The 15,813-nt window shown below is 65.0% G+C and carries 15 protein-coding genes; 10 read left to right on the top strand and 5 right to left on the bottom strand.

Going from position 1 to position 15,813, the window contains the following annotated elements; genetic code table 11:
* Nucleotides 1-60 precede the first annotated feature (60 nt).
* The 4 genes from dcuC to DOM27_RS02260 all read left to right on the top strand — a co-directional run bounded on the left by dcuC (nt 61) and on the right by DOM27_RS02260 (nt 5,534).
* Nucleotides 61-1,452: a C4-dicarboxylate transporter DcuC gene (gene dcuC / locus DOM27_RS02275; RefSeq protein ID WP_110654435.1), complete on the top strand. Its 1,392-nt coding sequence runs from the start codon at nt 61-63 to the stop codon at nt 1,450-1,452.
* Between the two features lie 76 nt (nt 1,453-1,528).
* A complete protein-coding gene (locus tag DOM27_RS02270) occupies nt 1,529-2,911 on the top strand; it encodes a lyase family protein (protein WP_110654434.1) in 1,383 nt (460 codons plus the stop codon).
* Nucleotides 2,902-3,879, top strand: a complete 978-nt coding sequence (locus DOM27_RS02265; protein WP_223162255.1) for an alpha/beta hydrolase family protein — start codon at nt 2,902-2,904, stop codon at nt 3,877-3,879. The genes DOM27_RS02270 and DOM27_RS02265 overlap by 10 nt, the downstream gene beginning before the upstream one ends.
* Before the next feature lie 314 nt (nt 3,880-4,193).
* A complete protein-coding gene (locus DOM27_RS02260) occupies nt 4,194-5,534 on the top strand; it encodes an OprD family porin (protein WP_223162254.1) in 1,341 nt (446 codons plus the stop codon).
* 22 nt (nt 5,535-5,556) lie between these two features.
* On the opposite strand, the gene DOM27_RS02255 is transcribed toward DOM27_RS02260, so the two are convergent.
* The gene (locus DOM27_RS02255; RefSeq protein ID WP_110654431.1) at nt 5,557-6,504 is read right to left on the bottom strand and encodes a LysR family transcriptional regulator; all 948 of its coding nucleotides are present in this window, start codon (nt 6,502-6,504) and stop codon (nt 5,557-5,559) included.
* 118 nt (nt 6,505-6,622) lie between these two features.
* Nucleotides 6,623-7,030 carry an RcnB family protein gene (locus tag DOM27_RS02250; protein ID WP_110654430.1) on the bottom strand — a complete coding sequence of 136 codons (408 nt, stop codon included), beginning with the start codon at nt 7,028-7,030 and terminating at the stop codon, nt 6,623-6,625.
* Between the two features lie 227 nt (nt 7,031-7,257).
* Here DOM27_RS02250 and DOM27_RS02245 point away from each other — a divergent pair, with 227 nt between their 5' ends.
* From DOM27_RS02245 to nfsA, 3 genes are all read left to right on the top strand, one after another.
* Nucleotides 7,258-8,487, top strand: coding sequence for an MFS transporter (locus DOM27_RS02245; RefSeq protein ID WP_157956694.1), 1,230 nt, complete (start codon nt 7,258-7,260; stop codon nt 8,485-8,487).
* A gap of 5 nt (nt 8,488-8,492) precedes the next feature.
* Nucleotides 8,493-9,047, top strand: coding sequence for a DUF924 family protein (locus tag DOM27_RS02240; protein WP_223162253.1), 555 nt, complete (start codon nt 8,493-8,495; stop codon nt 9,045-9,047).
* Nucleotides 9,048-9,127: 80 nt separating this feature from the next.
* Nucleotides 9,128-9,850 carry an oxygen-insensitive NADPH nitroreductase gene (nfsA, locus tag DOM27_RS02235; RefSeq protein WP_110654427.1) on the top strand — a complete coding sequence of 241 codons (723 nt, stop codon included), beginning with the start codon at nt 9,128-9,130 and terminating at the stop codon, nt 9,848-9,850.
* A gap of 14 nt (nt 9,851-9,864) precedes the next feature.
* Here the strand turns inward: nfsA and DOM27_RS02230 are convergent, their stop codons facing one another.
* Nucleotides 9,865-10,467 (bottom strand): LysE family translocator, encoded by a 603-nt coding sequence (locus tag DOM27_RS02230; protein ID WP_110654426.1) that lies wholly within the window; start codon nt 10,465-10,467, stop codon nt 9,865-9,867.
* Nucleotides 10,464-11,252, bottom strand: coding sequence for an alanyl-tRNA editing protein (locus tag DOM27_RS02225; RefSeq protein WP_110654425.1), 789 nt, complete (start codon nt 11,250-11,252; stop codon nt 10,464-10,466). The genes DOM27_RS02230 and DOM27_RS02225 overlap by 4 nt, the downstream gene beginning before the upstream one ends.
* Before the next feature lie 145 nt (nt 11,253-11,397).
* Here DOM27_RS02225 and DOM27_RS02220 point away from each other — a divergent pair, with 145 nt between their 5' ends.
* Entirely contained in the window at nt 11,398-12,795 is a 1,398-nt protein-coding gene (locus tag DOM27_RS02220; RefSeq protein WP_110654424.1) for an aminotransferase-like domain-containing protein, read from the top strand.
* Nucleotide 12,796: 1 nt separating this feature from the next.
* On the opposite strand, the gene DOM27_RS02215 is transcribed toward DOM27_RS02220, so the two are convergent.
* Nucleotides 12,797-13,786 carry a D-2-hydroxyacid dehydrogenase gene (locus tag DOM27_RS02215; RefSeq protein ID WP_157956693.1) on the bottom strand — a complete coding sequence of 330 codons (990 nt, stop codon included), beginning with the start codon at nt 13,784-13,786 and terminating at the stop codon, nt 12,797-12,799.
* 172 nt (nt 13,787-13,958) lie between these two features.
* On the opposite strand from DOM27_RS02215, the gene DOM27_RS02210 reads away from it, so the two are divergent.
* Together DOM27_RS02210 and DOM27_RS02205 are read left to right on the top strand one after the other, a co-directional pair.
* Nucleotides 13,959-14,528, top strand: a complete 570-nt coding sequence (locus tag DOM27_RS02210) for a histidine phosphatase family protein (RefSeq protein WP_110654422.1) — start codon at nt 13,959-13,961, stop codon at nt 14,526-14,528.
* Between the two features lie 75 nt (nt 14,529-14,603).
* A complete protein-coding gene (locus DOM27_RS02205; protein WP_110654421.1) occupies nt 14,604-15,803 on the top strand; it encodes an ABC transporter substrate-binding protein in 1,200 nt (399 codons plus the stop codon).
* Nucleotides 15,804-15,813: the final 10 nt, after the last annotated feature.

Here is a 15,813-nt window from a genome sequence, read left to right as displayed (position 1 = left end):
ATAGCCTCGCGCCGCCGGCGCTGACTACCGTGTCGACTCCAACAATCAAGGGATTCGATCATGGTCGCGTTTCTCATAGCCATGGCGGTGACAGCGTTCGCCGGCACGCTGGTCATCAAGAAATACCAACCGCAGACCGTGCTGCTGCTCGCCGGGCTTGCGCTGTTCGTCGCCACCGCGCTGTTCTTCCCCGCGCAATCGGTGCTGTTCAAGGAGACCGAAACCAGCGGCTGGGCCGGCTTCGATATCTTCGAGTTCATCCACCAGATCATGTCCTACCGCCTGGCCGGGCTGGGGCTGATCATCATGGCCGCCGGCGGCTTCGCCAAGTACATGGACCATATCGGCGCCACCCAGGCGATGGTCAACATAGGCACCCGCCCGCTGGCGCGGATGCGCGCGCCCTATCTGGTTCTGGCGCTCGGCTATGCCGTGGGACAGGTGTTGAACATCTTCATCCCCAGCGCAGCGGGGCTCGCCATGCTGCTGCTGGTCACGCTCTACCCGACGCTGGTACGCCTGGGCGTCAGCAAGGCGTCTGCCGCGGCGATGATCGGCATGACCTCGGTGCTCGATCTGGGGCCGGCCTCCGGCACCGCCAACCTGGCCGCGCATACCGCGAACATGGACGTGGCGATCTACTTCGCCCAGTACCAGATTCCGGCGTCGCTGTTCATCGTGCCGATCATCTGCGTGCTGACCTACTTCAGCGCCAAGTATTTCGATCGCCGCAGCGGACACGTGGTCGATCCCGACCCGACCGCCCACGCCATCGCCGATGGCGAGACGGAGGCTCCGCGTGTCCCCGGTTTGTACGCGCTGCTGCCGATCCTGCCGCTGACGCTGATCCTGATCTTCAGCAAGCTGCTGATCCATCAGATCGAAATCGGCGTGGTGACGGCGATGATCATCGGCGCCGTGCTGGGCCTGTTCTGCGAGATGGTGCGCAAGCGCCGTGAGCTACAGGCGGTGTTCAAGGGCTTCATGACCTTCTTCCAGGGCATGGGCCAGATGTTCTCCTCGATCATCTCGCTAATCATCTGCGCCGAGTTCTTCGCCGCCGGCCTCACTGCGATCGGGGCCATCGACTTCATGATCGGCGCGGCCCAGGGCGCGGGCTTCGGCCTGTTCGGGATGACCCTGGTCACCTGTCTGCTGGTCGCGGTGACCGCCATCCTGACCGGTTCCGGCAACGCGGCGTTCTTCTCCTTCGCCGGGCTGGCACCCAACGTCGCTGCCGCTACCGCCGCCGGCCCGGTGGCCCTGCTGCTGCCGCTGCAGTTCACCGCCGGGATCGCGCGCTCGCTGTCGCCGGTTTCCGGGGTGATCATCGCGGTCAGTGAAGCCGCCGGCTGCTCGCCCATCGATATCGTCAAGCGCACCGCAGTCCCGCTGATCGGCGGCTTGATCGTGCTGTTCGTCTATACCGCGCTGTTCGTGGGCGTGAAATGAGCCGCGATCTTCCGCGAACCGATGGTCTGAACCTGCAACGTCGAACGACTCTGCACACCCTTGGCGAGAACCGACCATGAATGTTGATCAGCTTCCCGATTCGACCGACCACCTCTTTTCTCGCGATGCCACCTGGCAGGCTTGGCTGGAGGTCGAACGGGCGCTGGCGCTGACCCAGGCCGAACGCGGCATGATTCCCGCTGCCGCCGCGGCGGAAATCGAGCGCTGCGCGACCCTCGATCAGCTCGATCGCGAGGCGCTGGCCACGGACATCGAACGCACCATGTCGCCGGTAATGTCGCTGGTGCGGGCGCTGGCCGAACGCTGCGACGGCGACGCCGGCGGCTACGTCCACCTCGGCGCCACGACGCAGAACATCATCCTCACCGGCAAGATGCTGCAGCTGAAGCGTTCGCATCGCTGGCTCAAGGCGCAGCTCGCCGCGCAGCTCCAGTGTCTGGCGGATCTCGCCGAGCGCGGTGCCGAATGGCCGTGCGTCTCGCGCACCAACCGTCGCCACGCCCTGCCGATCACCTTCGGCTACAAGGTCGCCGGCTGGATCGAGGAGCTGGAGCGTAACGTCGAGCGGCTGGAAGCGGTCGAAGCGCGCACCTTCGTGCTCACTTTCGGCGGCGCCAGCGGTGCCATGCACAGCTACGCCGACGAAGGCCAGCCGCTGGCGGAAGCGCTAGCCGTCCGGCTCGGTCTCGGCGTCTCCCGGGTTCACTCCCGCGCCGCCGTGGATGGTCTGGTCGAGTACATCACCACGCTGGGGCTCTATGCCGCCGGCTGCGAGCGCCTGGGCCAGGAGCTCTACACGCTGATGGCCAACGAGTTCGAGGAGGTCAGCGAAAACCAGGGGGAAGAGGTGGTCGGCAGCAGCACCATGCCGCACAAGTTCAATCCCAAGTATGCCGTCAACCTGCTGGCCGAGGCCGGCGAGCTGCGCAGCCTGGTGGCGCCGGCGCTGGAAACCGCGCGCCCCTCCCACGAGGGCGATGCGTCGTGCAATTTCCGCCTCTACAAGCTGCTGGATCAGGCTGGCGCGCTCGCCTATCGGGTCGCTGCCACCCAACACACGCTGCTGACCCGGCTGGCTCCGCGCCCCGAGCGGATGCGCGAGATCCTGATGGCCAACGCCGCGCCGCTGATGTCCGAACACATCATGCTTGAACTGAGCGACGAGATCGGCCGCCAGCGCGCCCACGATCTCGTCCATGAGGCCATCGTCGCCAGTCGTGACGGCGATCTCTCCTTTGCCGAGGCGCTGTTCGAAAACGATACCGTGCGCCGCCACTTCGGCGACCGGGCCGCGCTCGACCAGGCCCTCGCCCCCGAGCACTACACCGGACAGAGCCACCAGATCGCCCTGGCGATGGCGGCCTCCGCCCGGCATCTCGCCACGCGTCTTGCACGCGCTTTCGAAGAAGAAAAAGAAGAGGAAGGATCATGCCAATAACATCAAGACGCTCTCTTCGCCTCATGCTGGCGCTGGGCGGCCTCGCTCTGTCGCCGCTGGCGCACTCGCAGACGTCTCAGGTATCAAATACTTCTCAGACCCTGGCCACGGGCAGTCATGAATCGACCTTCACGCTGCCGGACAGCCAGCGCCAGATCGAAGTCGCAAGCTACGTGCCCGAGGGCGCCGATGCCCGGACACCGATCGTGTTCGTGCTGACCGGCCTCAAGCGCAACGCCGAGGATTATCGCGACGCCTGGATTGACGCCGCCGACGAGTACGGCTTTACCATCGTCGTGCCACGCTTTTCCAAGCAGGACTATCCCGGCGTCGCGGGCTACAACCTGGGCAACCTGGTCAGTGCCGACGGCCAATCCAACCCGCCCGAGGCATGGTCGTACAGCGTCATCGACGGCCTCTTCACCGATTTCGAGCAGGCCGGTCAGACCGAACGCCAACGCTACTACCTGTTCGGTCACAGCGCGGGCTGCCAGTTCGTCCACCGCATGCTGACCTTCGTGCCGCAGTCGCGGGTCCAGGCGGCGATCTGCTCGGCGGCGGGCTGGTGGACACTGCCCGATACCGACAACGAGTGGCCCTACGGGCTCAAGGACGCGCCAGTCGAGGTCGACCGCGATGCCCAGCGCCAGCTCGCCGGCCTGAATCTGCTGGTGACGGTCGGCGCCGAAGATACCGACCCCTGGCACAAGTATCTGCGCCGCAGCTACCAGGCGATGGCCCAGGGCAACAACCGGGTCGAGCGCGCCTGGATCTACTACAAGACCGCCGAACAGAAGGCCAACCGCTACGGCTTCGACTTCCACTGGGCGTTCCAAACCGTGCCCGACGTCGGCCACGACAACGCCGGCATCGCCCCCTTCGCTGCCAAGCAGTTCGCCGCCTTCGAGCGCGATGGCGCCTTCGACGTCGTGACCCCGGAGGCAGCGCCGGACAGTCAGCCTCACTAGGCACTGTCCGAAAAGTACTGCGCTCGGCAATACGGCGTTGAAAATCGGCTCAAGATGCTCATTTACACCGCGTAAACTCCGCTCTTTCGCCGATTTTCGCCTTGTCTTGCCGTCGCTCGTCGACTTTTCAGACAGCACCTAGGCTTTCGCCCTTTCGCCTTTTCGATCACCGCACCTCGTTCGCTCAGCGGGCGAGGCAGGGAACCTGCGCCCGCTCGATGGCCAAGTCGAGCCGCGGGCGGGCGCTCCACGCCAGCAGTTCCCGACAATTTCCAGAAGCTCCCCACAACATGAAAAACGAACAGGAGTTCATCATGAACACGCCACGCCACCGCACCACGCCCCGGCGATCCCGACTCGCACGCGCGCTCCCGACCCTTTCGACAACAACGTTTCTATCGACAACAACGCTTCTCTCGATAGCAACGCCTCTCGCGGGCACCTGCACATTGATGCTGGCGCTCTCCGCACCAGCGCAGGCCGATTTCCTGGCGGACAGCACCGCGTCGCTGGAGCTCAAGAACTACTTCATCACCCGTGACTACCTCGAGGGAGACACGGAAGACAACAAGCGCGAAGAGTGGGCGCAGGGCTTTCTGTTCCGAGCGGACTCCGGCTTTACCGAAGGCCCGGTCGGCTTCGGCGTCGACACTATCAGCATGCTGGGCGTGAAACTCGATTCGAGCCCGGCCCGTTCCGGCACCGGCCTGCTTGAGATCGACGACGACGGCCGCGCCGAGGACAACTACACCAAGTTCGGCGCCACCGCCAAGATCCGTGCCGGCGACAGCGTGCTGCGCTACGGCTATCTCGAACCGCGACTGCCATCGCTGCGGCCCAATGCCAGCCGGCTGTTCACGCAGTCGTTTCGGGGAACGCAGATCACCTCGACCGATATCGACGGGCTGGAGCTGACCGCGGGCCAGCTCAACCGCACCCGCCAGCGCGACGAGACCGACTACGAACCGATGGCGCTGACCCGCAAGAGCAGCGCCTATGGCAAGGCCACCAGTACCCGGTTCCAGTTCGTGGGCGGGGAGTACCATCTCGGCAAGCGCGCTCGACTCGGCTACCACTACGCGCAACTGGAAGACATCTACCGCCAGCACTACGTGGGGCTGAGCGACGGCATCAATCTCGGTGCGGGTCGGCTCGGTGCCGACCTGCGCTACTTCGACGCCAGCGAACAGGGCGCCGCCGAGGCCGGAGAGGTGGACAACCGCGCCGTCAGCACGCGCCTGCGCTATCGACTGGGCGGGCATAGCTGGAGCGGCGGCTATCAATCCCAGTTCGGTACCACACCCTTCACTTATCTCAGCGGCACCAACGTCTACCTGTTCTCCCAGTACCAAATCAGCAATTTCACCGAGACCGACGAGCGGGTCTGGCACGTCCGTTACGACTACGAATTTTCACGGTTCGGTTTTCCGGGGCTGACCTTCATGGCGCGCTATGCCATGGGCGATCAGGCCAGCGTCAACGGCTTCGACGGCGAGGCGCGGGAGTGGGAGCGGGACGTCGATATCGAATACATCGTCCAGGGCGGGATGCTAGAAGGGTTATCGCTGCGCTGGCGCAATGCTGCCCGGCGCGCCAACTTCACCCGCGACGTCAACGAGAATCGCGTGCTGCTCGGCTACACCTTGAAACTGTAGCCGAGAAACGCCTCGATCCGACTCACGGCAGCAGGGTGACACCGTCACGGAACGCGCGGTCTCCCTGGCCGCGCGTGTCGAGCGCCTCGCGCAACGCCTCGATGAATCGCCGCGCAATGGGACGCTGCCCCGCCGGTGGCAGGATGCAGGCGTAGGTCAGATCGGTTGCGGGCGTGATCGGCCGCATCACCGTGCCGCTGCCGTCTGCGCCTGATCCCGTCGTGGCACCGCAGCAGGCCAGATCGAGCACTCCCAGCCCGAAGCCGGCCTCGACGAAGCGCGGCACCAGTTGCGTCGAGCCGACCTCCAGCGCGATGCGGGGCTTGCGCCCGATCCCGTCGAATAGCCGTTCCAGCCGCTGGCGCCAGATTTGCTGCGGCTTGAGGGTGACGAAAGGCGAGTCAGCGAGCGCCTCGACCGGTACCCGGTCGAGCGCCGCCAACGGATGATTCGCCGGCATCAGCACCTGAGTCGTCGCCTGCAGCAAAGGCTCCACTGCCAGCTCGACGATCGCGTTCTCCACCGGTAGCGAGAGCAGGCCGATGTTGTAGCGCCGCGACCCTACCTGGCGCTCGACGTCGAAACGACTGCCGATATCGATCTTGCAGTTGAGCTCGCGGCAGCTCTCGCGCAGCCGGGCGATCGCCGCCGGCAGCAGCGTGGCGCCGATCGGCGCGGAGGTGATGATGCGCAGGCTTTCGACCGTCTGCTGGCGGATCTCGCCGGCGATGGTGGGAATCTCCTCGACGCCGTTGAGAATGTGCTCGGCCTCGCGGTAGAAGCGTTCACCTTCCAGGGTCAGCAGCAGTTTCTGGTGGGTGCGCTCGAACAGCGTCAGCTTGAGTTCCGCTTCCAGCGTCGCGATCAGCCGGCTGGCGGCGGGCTGGCTCAGATTGGCCGCCTGCGCGGCCGCCGATAGCGAGCCGTGCAATACGGTCAGGCGGAAGAGTCTGAGAGCCTTGAGATTCATGCGGGTCACGTCGGCAGTGGAGCGAAGCGACGAGCCTACCAGAAGCCGGAAAAGAGACACTGCCGCTTTGGTGTAAGGCGCCAAAAGCACGCTGACCCGCAAGGCGGCAGCGTGGAGATCAGTGCCCCAGCACGATGGCCGTGATCACCCCGGTGGCAACGGCTGCCAACACATAGTCGCCGTCGATGTGCATCCAGCGGTGACCGTGGGGCGGTTGCGGCAGGTGACGCGAATGCCAGTCACGCACCCAGTAGCGATCGTCGCGATAATAGCGGCTGGCAATATGACCGCCTTCACGCCAGTCGTGGTGATGATCGCGATAGCGGTCATGGTCGTACCGGTTGTGGTCGTACCGGTTGTGGTCGTACCGGTCGTGATCATGACGATGGTCATCTCGATCATGGTGCCGGTGGCCTTTGTCATGGCCATGGCCATGACCATTACCGTGGCCCGGATTGGCCTGGGCGAGGCCGGCGGTACTCAGTGCGGCAATCATGACGCCGATCGTCAGTGCACTATGTTTCATGGGAACCTCCTTACGTCGCCGTCTTCACGAAACGAACAGCGAGTGAGTCAGGGAAGGCACCCAGCTTGATCCGGCAATAAGAAAACAGCGTTCATGAATTGTGCATTCTACCGGCCGTAATCTGGATTGCGCATTCCCTGCCCGGCAGGCCAACACGCAAACCGCAGCGGTTCCCACTTAGCGTGCTAAGATCGCAAGCACCTCTTCCTTCGCCCGGACTTGCCGACGTGTCAGTGACCGCCCCTCGAGCCGCAGCACCCACGCCCTGGCCCACCATCGTGCTGCTGGCGATGACCGCGTTCTGCGCCGCCGCCACCCAGCGAATTCTCGACCCCATGCTGCCGCGCCTGGCCGAGGTCTATACCACCACCTTGAGCGCCGCCTCATGGACCATCACCGCGTTCGCCATCGTCTACGGGTGTCTGCAATTGGTGCTGGGGCCGAGCGGGGACCGTTACGGCAAGCTGCGCGTGATCTCGCTGTTTTCCCTGCTCGCCGCCGTGGCCAGCCTGCTGTGCGCGCTATCGGGCAGCCTGGCGACCTTGATCGCGGCGCGCATGCTGACCGGCGTGGGTTGTGCCGCGGTGATCCCGCTGGCGATGGCCTGGATCGGCGATAACGTCCCCTACGAGCAACGTCAGGCGGTGCTGGCGCGCTTCCTGATCGGCCAGATCGGTGGCCTGGCCTGCGGTCAGACCTTCGGCGGGCTGGCCGCGGAGCAGGATTGGTGGCAGTGGCCGTTTCTGGCCTATACCGTTCTGTTCGCTGCCGCCAGCGGGCTACTGTGGTACCGCGTCGGCCGTCACGAACGGCCTCAGAAGCGGGAGCGGGAATCGCTCGGCGTGAGCCTGCGCCACGTGCTGCAGAAACCCTGGCCGCGGGTGGTTTTGATCACCGTGTTCTTCGAGGGTGCGGCGGTGTTCTGCGGGTTCGCGTTCGTGGCCAGCCATCTGCACGTCGCCGGCGGGCTGCCGTTGACCGAAGCCGGGCTGATCCTGGCGGTGTTCGCGCTGGGAGGGTTGAGCTTCGCGCTGCTGGCCCGACGGCTGGTGCCAAAGCTGGGCGAGAGCGGGCTGTGCCAATCGGGCTGCGTGCTGATCGCGATCGCGCTGGCCGCCATCTGCCTGAGGCCAACCCCCGGCGTCGCTATCGTCGGCTGCTATCTGTTCGGGCTGGGGTTCTACATGCTGCACAACACGCTGCAGACCACCGCCACCCAGATGGCGCCGGAGCGGCGTGGCGCGGCGGTGTCACTGTTCGCCACCGCCTTCTTCACCGGGCAGTCGCTGGGCACTGCCATCGGCGGCGGGATCATTGCGCTGTCCGGCACCGCACCGACGCTGGCGCTCGCTGCCGTCGGGGTGCTGCCGGTCGGCTTCGGCTTCGCCTGGCAGATCCGTCGTCGCGACCGCGCGCTGACCGACTATGCTGCCCCTGCCGACCCGACGATCAGGTGACTCCCGTGACCGCGACTCTTGTTCACCCTCAACAGGTTCTCGACTTCTGGTTCGAGGAATTGATCCCCAAGGACTGGTTCCGCAAGGACACCGACCTCGACCGCACCATCGCCGAGCGCTTCGGCGACACCCTGGCCGCCGCCGCGCGTTGCGAATGCTGGCCGTGGCGCGAGACGCCGTCCGGCCGACTGGCAGAGATCCTGGTGCTCGACCAGTTCTCGCGCAACGTTCATCGCGATACCCCGCAAGCTTTCGCCCAGGACCCGCTGGCGCTCGCTCTGGCGCAGGAAGCGATCGCCGCTGGCGATGACGCCCGGCTGCCCACGCAGCAGCGGATCTTCGTTTACATGCCGTTCATGCATAGCGAATCGCTCGTCATTCACGACCGGGCGGCGATGCTGTTCGACCAGCCCGGCATGGAAGAGCAGGTCCGTTTCGAGCGACGCCACCGCGAGATCATCGAGCGCTTCGGGCGCTATCCGCATCGCAACGCGATTCTGGGGCGAGCGTCGACACCAGACGAGACCGAGTTTCTGAGCCAGCCAGGATCGGCCTTTTAAGGGGCCTTGAGCAGGCGAACTTTCTTTTCGGTCTTCAAACGCGCGATCATGCGGCCCTGACATTCATCAGGAGCCAATCCATGACGCCGACCATCGACCTGTTGCGCAGCCATCGTTCGATTCGGGCCTTCACCGATCGGCCGATCAGCGATGACCAGCGCGAGGCGATCATTGCCGCCGCGCAATCCGCCTCGACCTCCAGCTTCCTGCAGTGCTCTTCGATCGTGCGCGTTACCGATACCGGCCTGCGCGACAAGCTCGTCGAACTGACCGGTGGTCAGCAATGGGTCGCGCAGGCGGCCGAGTTCTGGGTGTTCTGCGCCGACTTCAACCGACACCAGCAGATCTGTCCCGACGCCCAGCTGGGTCGCGCCGAGCAACTACTACTGGGCTGCGTGGATACGGCGTTGATGGCTCAGAACGCCATGGTCGCGGCGGAGTCACTGGGCATGGGCGGGGTGTTCATCGGCGGGCTGCGTAACCATATCGCCAGCGTGACCGAGCTTCTGGAACTGCCGAAGTTCGTGCTGCCGCTGTTCGGCTTCTGCGTCGGCTGGCCGGATGCCGAGCCCGATCTCAAACCGCGCATGCCGCAGGCGATGCTGGTCCACGAAAACCGCTACCAGCCGGTCGATCCCGCCGTGCTGGCCGATTACGATGGTCAGATTACGCGCTACTATCAGCAGCGCGACAGCCAGCAGCGGGCCGAAACCTGGAGCGCGATGATCCAGCGTCTGATCATCAAGGAAACGCGGCCGTTCATTCTCGAATATCTGCACAAGCAGGGCTGGGCCACGCGTTAAACCTATACCTGGCATTAAGTCACGATGAAGCCTACGCAGGCAGCGGTCGCCAGGCCCATCACGCCGTTGAAGATCCGCCAGGCCCGCGGTGTCTTCAACAGCCTGCCGATCGCCATGCCGAAGCCGGCCCAGCAGGAAATGCAGAAAAACCCGACGAATTCCATGAACAGCGACAGCACGGTCGCGTTCAGCAACAGCGATCCTTCGTGCGGCATGAAGCCGGCGATCAGCGCAATGCCCATCACCCACGCCTTGGGATTGACGAACTGGAACACCGCCGCCTGCCAGGCGGTCAGCGGGCGCGCCCCTTCTTTAGCGGTCAGATCCGGCGGCGGCGCGGTGGCGATCTTCCACGCCAGATAGAGCAGATAGACGGCGCCGACGATCCTGAGCGTCTGCTGCAGCACCGGGAAACGCTCGAACAGCACGCCCAGCCCCAGCGCCACGGCCATAAACAGCACGAAACAGCCCGCCATGATGCCGAAGATATGCGGCAGCGTGCGGCGATAGCCGTAGAGGGCGCCGGAGGCGGTCAGCATCATGTTGTTGGGTCCGGGCGTGCCGGTCATCGAGATCGAAAACAGCGCTACCGAGAACCACCAGCCAAGCGACATCATTGGCCACCCCCGGCATTTCCGCCCGGATTGGGCATATCCGACGCCGCCCAGGTGAGCGTGAAGCGACGATTGCGCGCGCCCCGATTCTTGATGCTGGCGACCTGCACGGCGCCGATCTCCGCGGTCGAGGCGACATGGGTGCCGCCGCAGGGCTGATAGTCGATGTCGCCGATACGCACCATGCGAATCTCGCCGGCGCCGCGCGGCGGTGCCACCGACATCGTCTTCACCAGCTCGGGATGCGCGTCGAGCTCCGCCTCGCTGATCCACTCGCTGGTCACCGGATAGTCGTCGGCAATCAGCCGGTTGAGGCGTTCGCTGAGCTCGTCCTTGTCGAAGCTGGCCTCGCCCAGATCAAAATCCAGCCGGCCGCGATCAGCGCCGATACTGCCACCGGTGACGCCATGGGGCACGATCACGGAAAGCAGGTGCAACGCGGTGTGCATGCGCATGTGGGCGTGGCGTCGTTGCCAGTCGATCTGCTGGGTGACGCTCTGACCCGGCTCCAGCCCATGGTTCGGGTCGAGCAGGTGATGCACCTCGCCGTCGTCGCCCTTGCGCGTATCGAGAACCTTCAGCGTGCGGCCGTCGGCGGTGATGAAGACGCCCTGATCGCCCGGCTGGCCGCCGCCATGGGGATAGAACAGCGTGGCGTCGGTTACCACGACACCGTTATCCCCAATTGTCCCTGTCGTTGACCCTGTCGTGGACCCTGTCGTTGACAACACGGTCGCCAGGCTTTCCTTAGCGTAGGGCAGTTCGCGGAACGTCAGGACGGTAGACATCGGACACCTCTTCAGAAAATCATCCTGTACCCGAGAATCGTTTTTCGGTAATCGTATGGGTACAATTTATTGACAAAACGACCAAATCGCCGAACAATTCGAGCATAACCGCCTTATTTCTTCGGTCAACTCGATTATTGTCACCATGACAATCTGGATCCCTTTACTCCCCGGACATGGCCCCCGCTATCGCGAGCTGGCCGACGCCATTGCCGCCGCCGCTGCCAGTGGCGAGCTGGCGACAGGTGCCAAGCTGCCTCCTCAGCGGCGGCTGGCGGATGCGCTTGGTGTCACCGTCGGTACGGTCACTCGCGCCTACGCGCTCGCCGAACAGCGCGGCGTGGTCAGTGCACGCGTCGGCAGCGGTACCTACGTGCGCGACGCCGGTGCGCCCCACCAGGCGTTCGACCACGTCCGTCGCGCCGCGCCGGACAGCGGCATCGTCGATCTCAGCCTGTCGCTGCCGCCTCCCCACCCACAACGCGAGGCATCGCTGGCCAATGCGATGCGCTCGATTCAGCACGACCCCGAGCTGCTGAGGGCAGCCATCGATTATCAACCCGAAGCGGGCCAGCACTGGCAGCGAGAGGTGATCGCCGGCTGGCTCGCAACGCTGGGACGCGCCGTCCCGGCGGATGAGCTGTTGATCAATCAGGGCGGCATGCACGGTATCTATCTGAGTCTGAGCGCCCTGTTGTCGCCCGGCGAACGGCTGGCAGCCGAGCGCCTGACCTATCCGGGCCTGATCAGCGGCCTGCAGCAACTCTCGCTCAAGAGCGTGGCGGTCGCCCACGACGAGGAAGGCATCGATATCGACGCGTTGGCCCGCGCCTTCGAACAGCAGCCGTTCCGCGCGCTCTACGTCATGCCCGACTGCCACAACCCCACCACCGCGCGCCTCAGCGAGGATCGGCGGCGAGCGTTGGTGAGGCTGGCAAGGGAAAGACGGTTCTGGCTGATCGAGGACGACATCCATCCACAGCTCGATGAGGCACCGCTGACGCCGCTCTATCGGCTGGCGCCGGAGTGCACGGTCACGCTCTTTTCGGTCGCCAAGGTGCTGGGCGGGGGGCTGCGGGTTGGCGCCATGCGCGCGCCGCAAGCCTTGCACGGGCGGCTGATCGCCGCGCTGCGGGCCCAGAGCTGGATGCCACCGCCGCTGATGGCCTCGCTCGTCTGTCGCTGGATCGAGAGCGGTGACGCCGCGACGCTGTTGCACTGGCAGCGCGAAGAGCTCGACTGGCGCTTCGATCGCGCCATGCAGATACTGGGAGAGTTTTCCCCCCGCGGCCGCCGCGGCGGGTTCTATCTGTGGCTGGCGCTGCCGGGAGAGCTACGCACCAGCCATGTGGTGGCTCAACTCCAGGCGCAGCAGGTCAACGTCAGCACGGCTGAAAGCTTCTGCCTGGGTAGTGTCAGCGCCCCCCAGGCGATTCGTGTCTGTATCAGTGCCGCCGACAGTCGCGAAGCGCTGGAGCGCGCGCTGCAGGTCATCGCCACCACGCTGGGCGACCCGGATCCGATGCTATGGCAGACCGTGTAGATCAATAGCCCAAGCTCGTATCGACTCGATTTTCTAGCGGCTGATCGTCAAGATAACGCTCGACGTTGGCGAAGAAGAAGCGCAGGCAGCGCGGCACGTAATCAGCGTCGTAGAGTCCGCTGTGCGGCGTGACGATCAGGTTGCGCGTGGTCCAGTAGGGCGAATCCGCCGGCAGCGGCTCCTCCGGGAACACGTCGAGCACCGCACCGCGCAGTTGATCCGCTTCCAGCCGTTTCGCCAACGCGGCCACATCCAGCACCGGGCCGCGACCGATATTGATCACCCCCGCGCGCGCCGGCATGGCCGCCAGTTCCGCCTCGCCGACCGCATGGCGCGTCTCCGGCGTCAACGGCAGCGTGATCAGCAGAAAATCGGCGTCCGCCAGCGCTTCCTTCAGCCGGCTTTGCGGCAGACTGACATCGGCGAGGGCGTGATCCCGGCCCGAACGGCTGACGCCGATCACTTTCAGGTTCAACCGTTTGGCCGCCTCGGCCGCCGCGCTTCCCAGCGCCCCCATGCCCAGGATCACTACCGTCTTGCCGTCGATGGGTTCGAGCGCGCTCTGCGCCCAGTGTTTCTCGCGCTGCTGGGTCACGAAATCCGGCAGTCGGTTGTTGAGCATCAACAGCGCGGTCATCGAGAACTCCCGGGCCCGCACCTCATGATTGCCCTTGGCATTGGTCACCAGTACCTCGGCGGGCAGGCGGTCCAGAGGAATTCGATCGACCCCGGCACTGGTGATATGGATCCAGCGCAGTTTCGGTGCCCGTGCCGCCACGTCGGCGATATCCAGCTTGCCCACCAGAATCAGCACCTCGGCATCGGCCAGCGCCGCATTCAGCTCAGTCTCGTCATGACTGAAACTCAGCGTGATACGCGATCCCAGACCCTCGAACTCCGCCAGAATGCCGAGGACGCGCTCGTCGGCGAAGTCCTTCGATTGCCGAAAATTAGGGTCGGTGTAGATATGGATATCGAGAGCGGTGGACATGGGCATTCCTTATGCGGTTCACATCTGTTCGGGCATTGTATGACAATCGGGCGGATCGCCGGGTCATCACCAAGGGTTACCGCAAAATCCCGTAGCCGGCAAATCGTCACTCGCCGAATCGATTAGAATTGCACCACTGCGCTCACACCCGACTTCTTGCCAAGGACCCGCCATGCCTGCCCTGATCCGCCGCCCCTTTGTCTTCCTTCGCCACGGCCAGAGCACCCGCAATCTCGAACGTCGCATCGGCGGTCAGCATGACGTGGCATTGACGCCGCAGGGCGAAGACGAAGCGAAGCGCGCAGGCGAGCTGCTGGGGGACATCGACTGGTCGCTGGCGGTGTCGAGCCCGCTGCAACGCGCCTACCGCACCGCCGAACTGGCGCTGGGCCGCGCGCCGGACCGGATCGTCGATGGGCTGATGGAACGCCACTGGGGAGACCTCGAAGGCCAGCCGATTCCCGAGACGATCCCGTATACGAGCACGCCGCCAGGTGGCGAATCCTGGCAGACATTCGTCGAGCGCATCGCCACCACGCTCAATGCGCTGCTCGACGAAGCCGAGACGCCGCTGATCGTCGGCCATTCGGGGCTGGTTCGCGCCGTGCGTGGCCTGACCCACGGCAGCCCGGCCGGACCTCGCTCGGCCAATGCGATCCCGCTGTGGATTGCACCGGAAGGCACAGAAAACTGGGTCATCCGCCCCTTCGAGCCGACCGACCGGTTATCGGCTTGGCGCTGACTGACCATTAGCATTGACCCCCGCCCCGATACAAATGATAATGATTCGCTTTAATCAACTAGAAGAAAAGCGATCATGGGGTTATTACTGGGCCGCCGAAACGCGTGGGGCACACTCGGGCTCTGGCTCAGGGTTTGGCTCCGGCTCTGGCTCGGAATCTGGCTCGGTACCGGCTGGCTGACGAGCACGGCGCAGGCGACAGAGTATCCGGTGACAGTGACCGATCTCGCCGGGCGCGAGGTGACCCTTGCCGCCGCCCCCGAGCGCCTCTTTCTCGATAATCCGCGACACCTCTTCGCCCTCGCGGCACTGTTGCCCGATCCCGTATCACGCATGAGCGGCTGGCGCGGTTCGCTGGAGAGCTTCGACCCCGTGGCGCAGGCGCGTTTCGCTGCGGCCTTTCCCGCCCTGTCCGATTTGCCGACGCTGGGCACCAACGGCAATGCCATGCCCAGCGCCGAAGCGCTGATCGCCCTCGATCCGGATCTGATCGTCGCCGATATCTCGCGCCATGCCGGGCTGCGCCAGACACCGCTGCTGGATCAACTGGCGGCGCTGCAGATTCCGATCCTGTTCATCGATTTCCGCGAGCATCCTCTCGACGACACGCAGCCCTCGCTCGAGCTGCTGGGCCAGGCGCTGGATTCAGAATCGCGCGCCTCCGCCCTGATCACGCGACTGCAATCGGCGACCGCCGCTGTCGACGACTGTCTCGATGCCGTCACCCGGCGGCCCAGCGTGCTGATCGATATCGCCCCGGGGCTCAAGGTCGACTGCTGTCGCAGCAACTTCGATTCGGGTCTCGCCGACCTGGTGGACCATGCCCGGGGCGACAACATCGCCGCCGGCATGAGCCCGGGCACCGAAAACGTGCTCAACCCCGAGACCATCCTCGCGCGCGACCCCGACGTGATCATCGCCACCGCCGCCCAGTGGGCCAAAAGCGGCTCGATTCGCGCCGGCTTCGGTGTCGCGGAAAGCGATACCCAGGGCGACATGGCCGATGTCGTGGCCCGCCGACCGGGTTGGTCGGCGCTATCGGCGGTCAACGACGGCGGCTTCCACGCGATCTGGCATGGCTACCACCAGGGGCCGTTCTCGGTGGTCGCGCTGCAGGCCATCGCCGGCTGGCTGCATCCGCAGCAGTGCGGCGCCCTCGATCCAGCGGCGACACGACGCGAGCTCTATCGAGACTTCATGCCGATCACCGTCGATGGCACGTTCGAGGCTACCTATCGCGCTGGCCCTTCATCACCACACTCATCGCCACATTGAACGCTCGCCT

The organism is Salinicola halimionae (genome assembly GCF_003206065.1).
GTDB lineage: Bacteria > Pseudomonadota > Gammaproteobacteria > Pseudomonadales > Halomonadaceae > Salinicola > Salinicola halimionae.
This window is presented reverse-complemented; position numbering and strand designations above follow the sequence as displayed.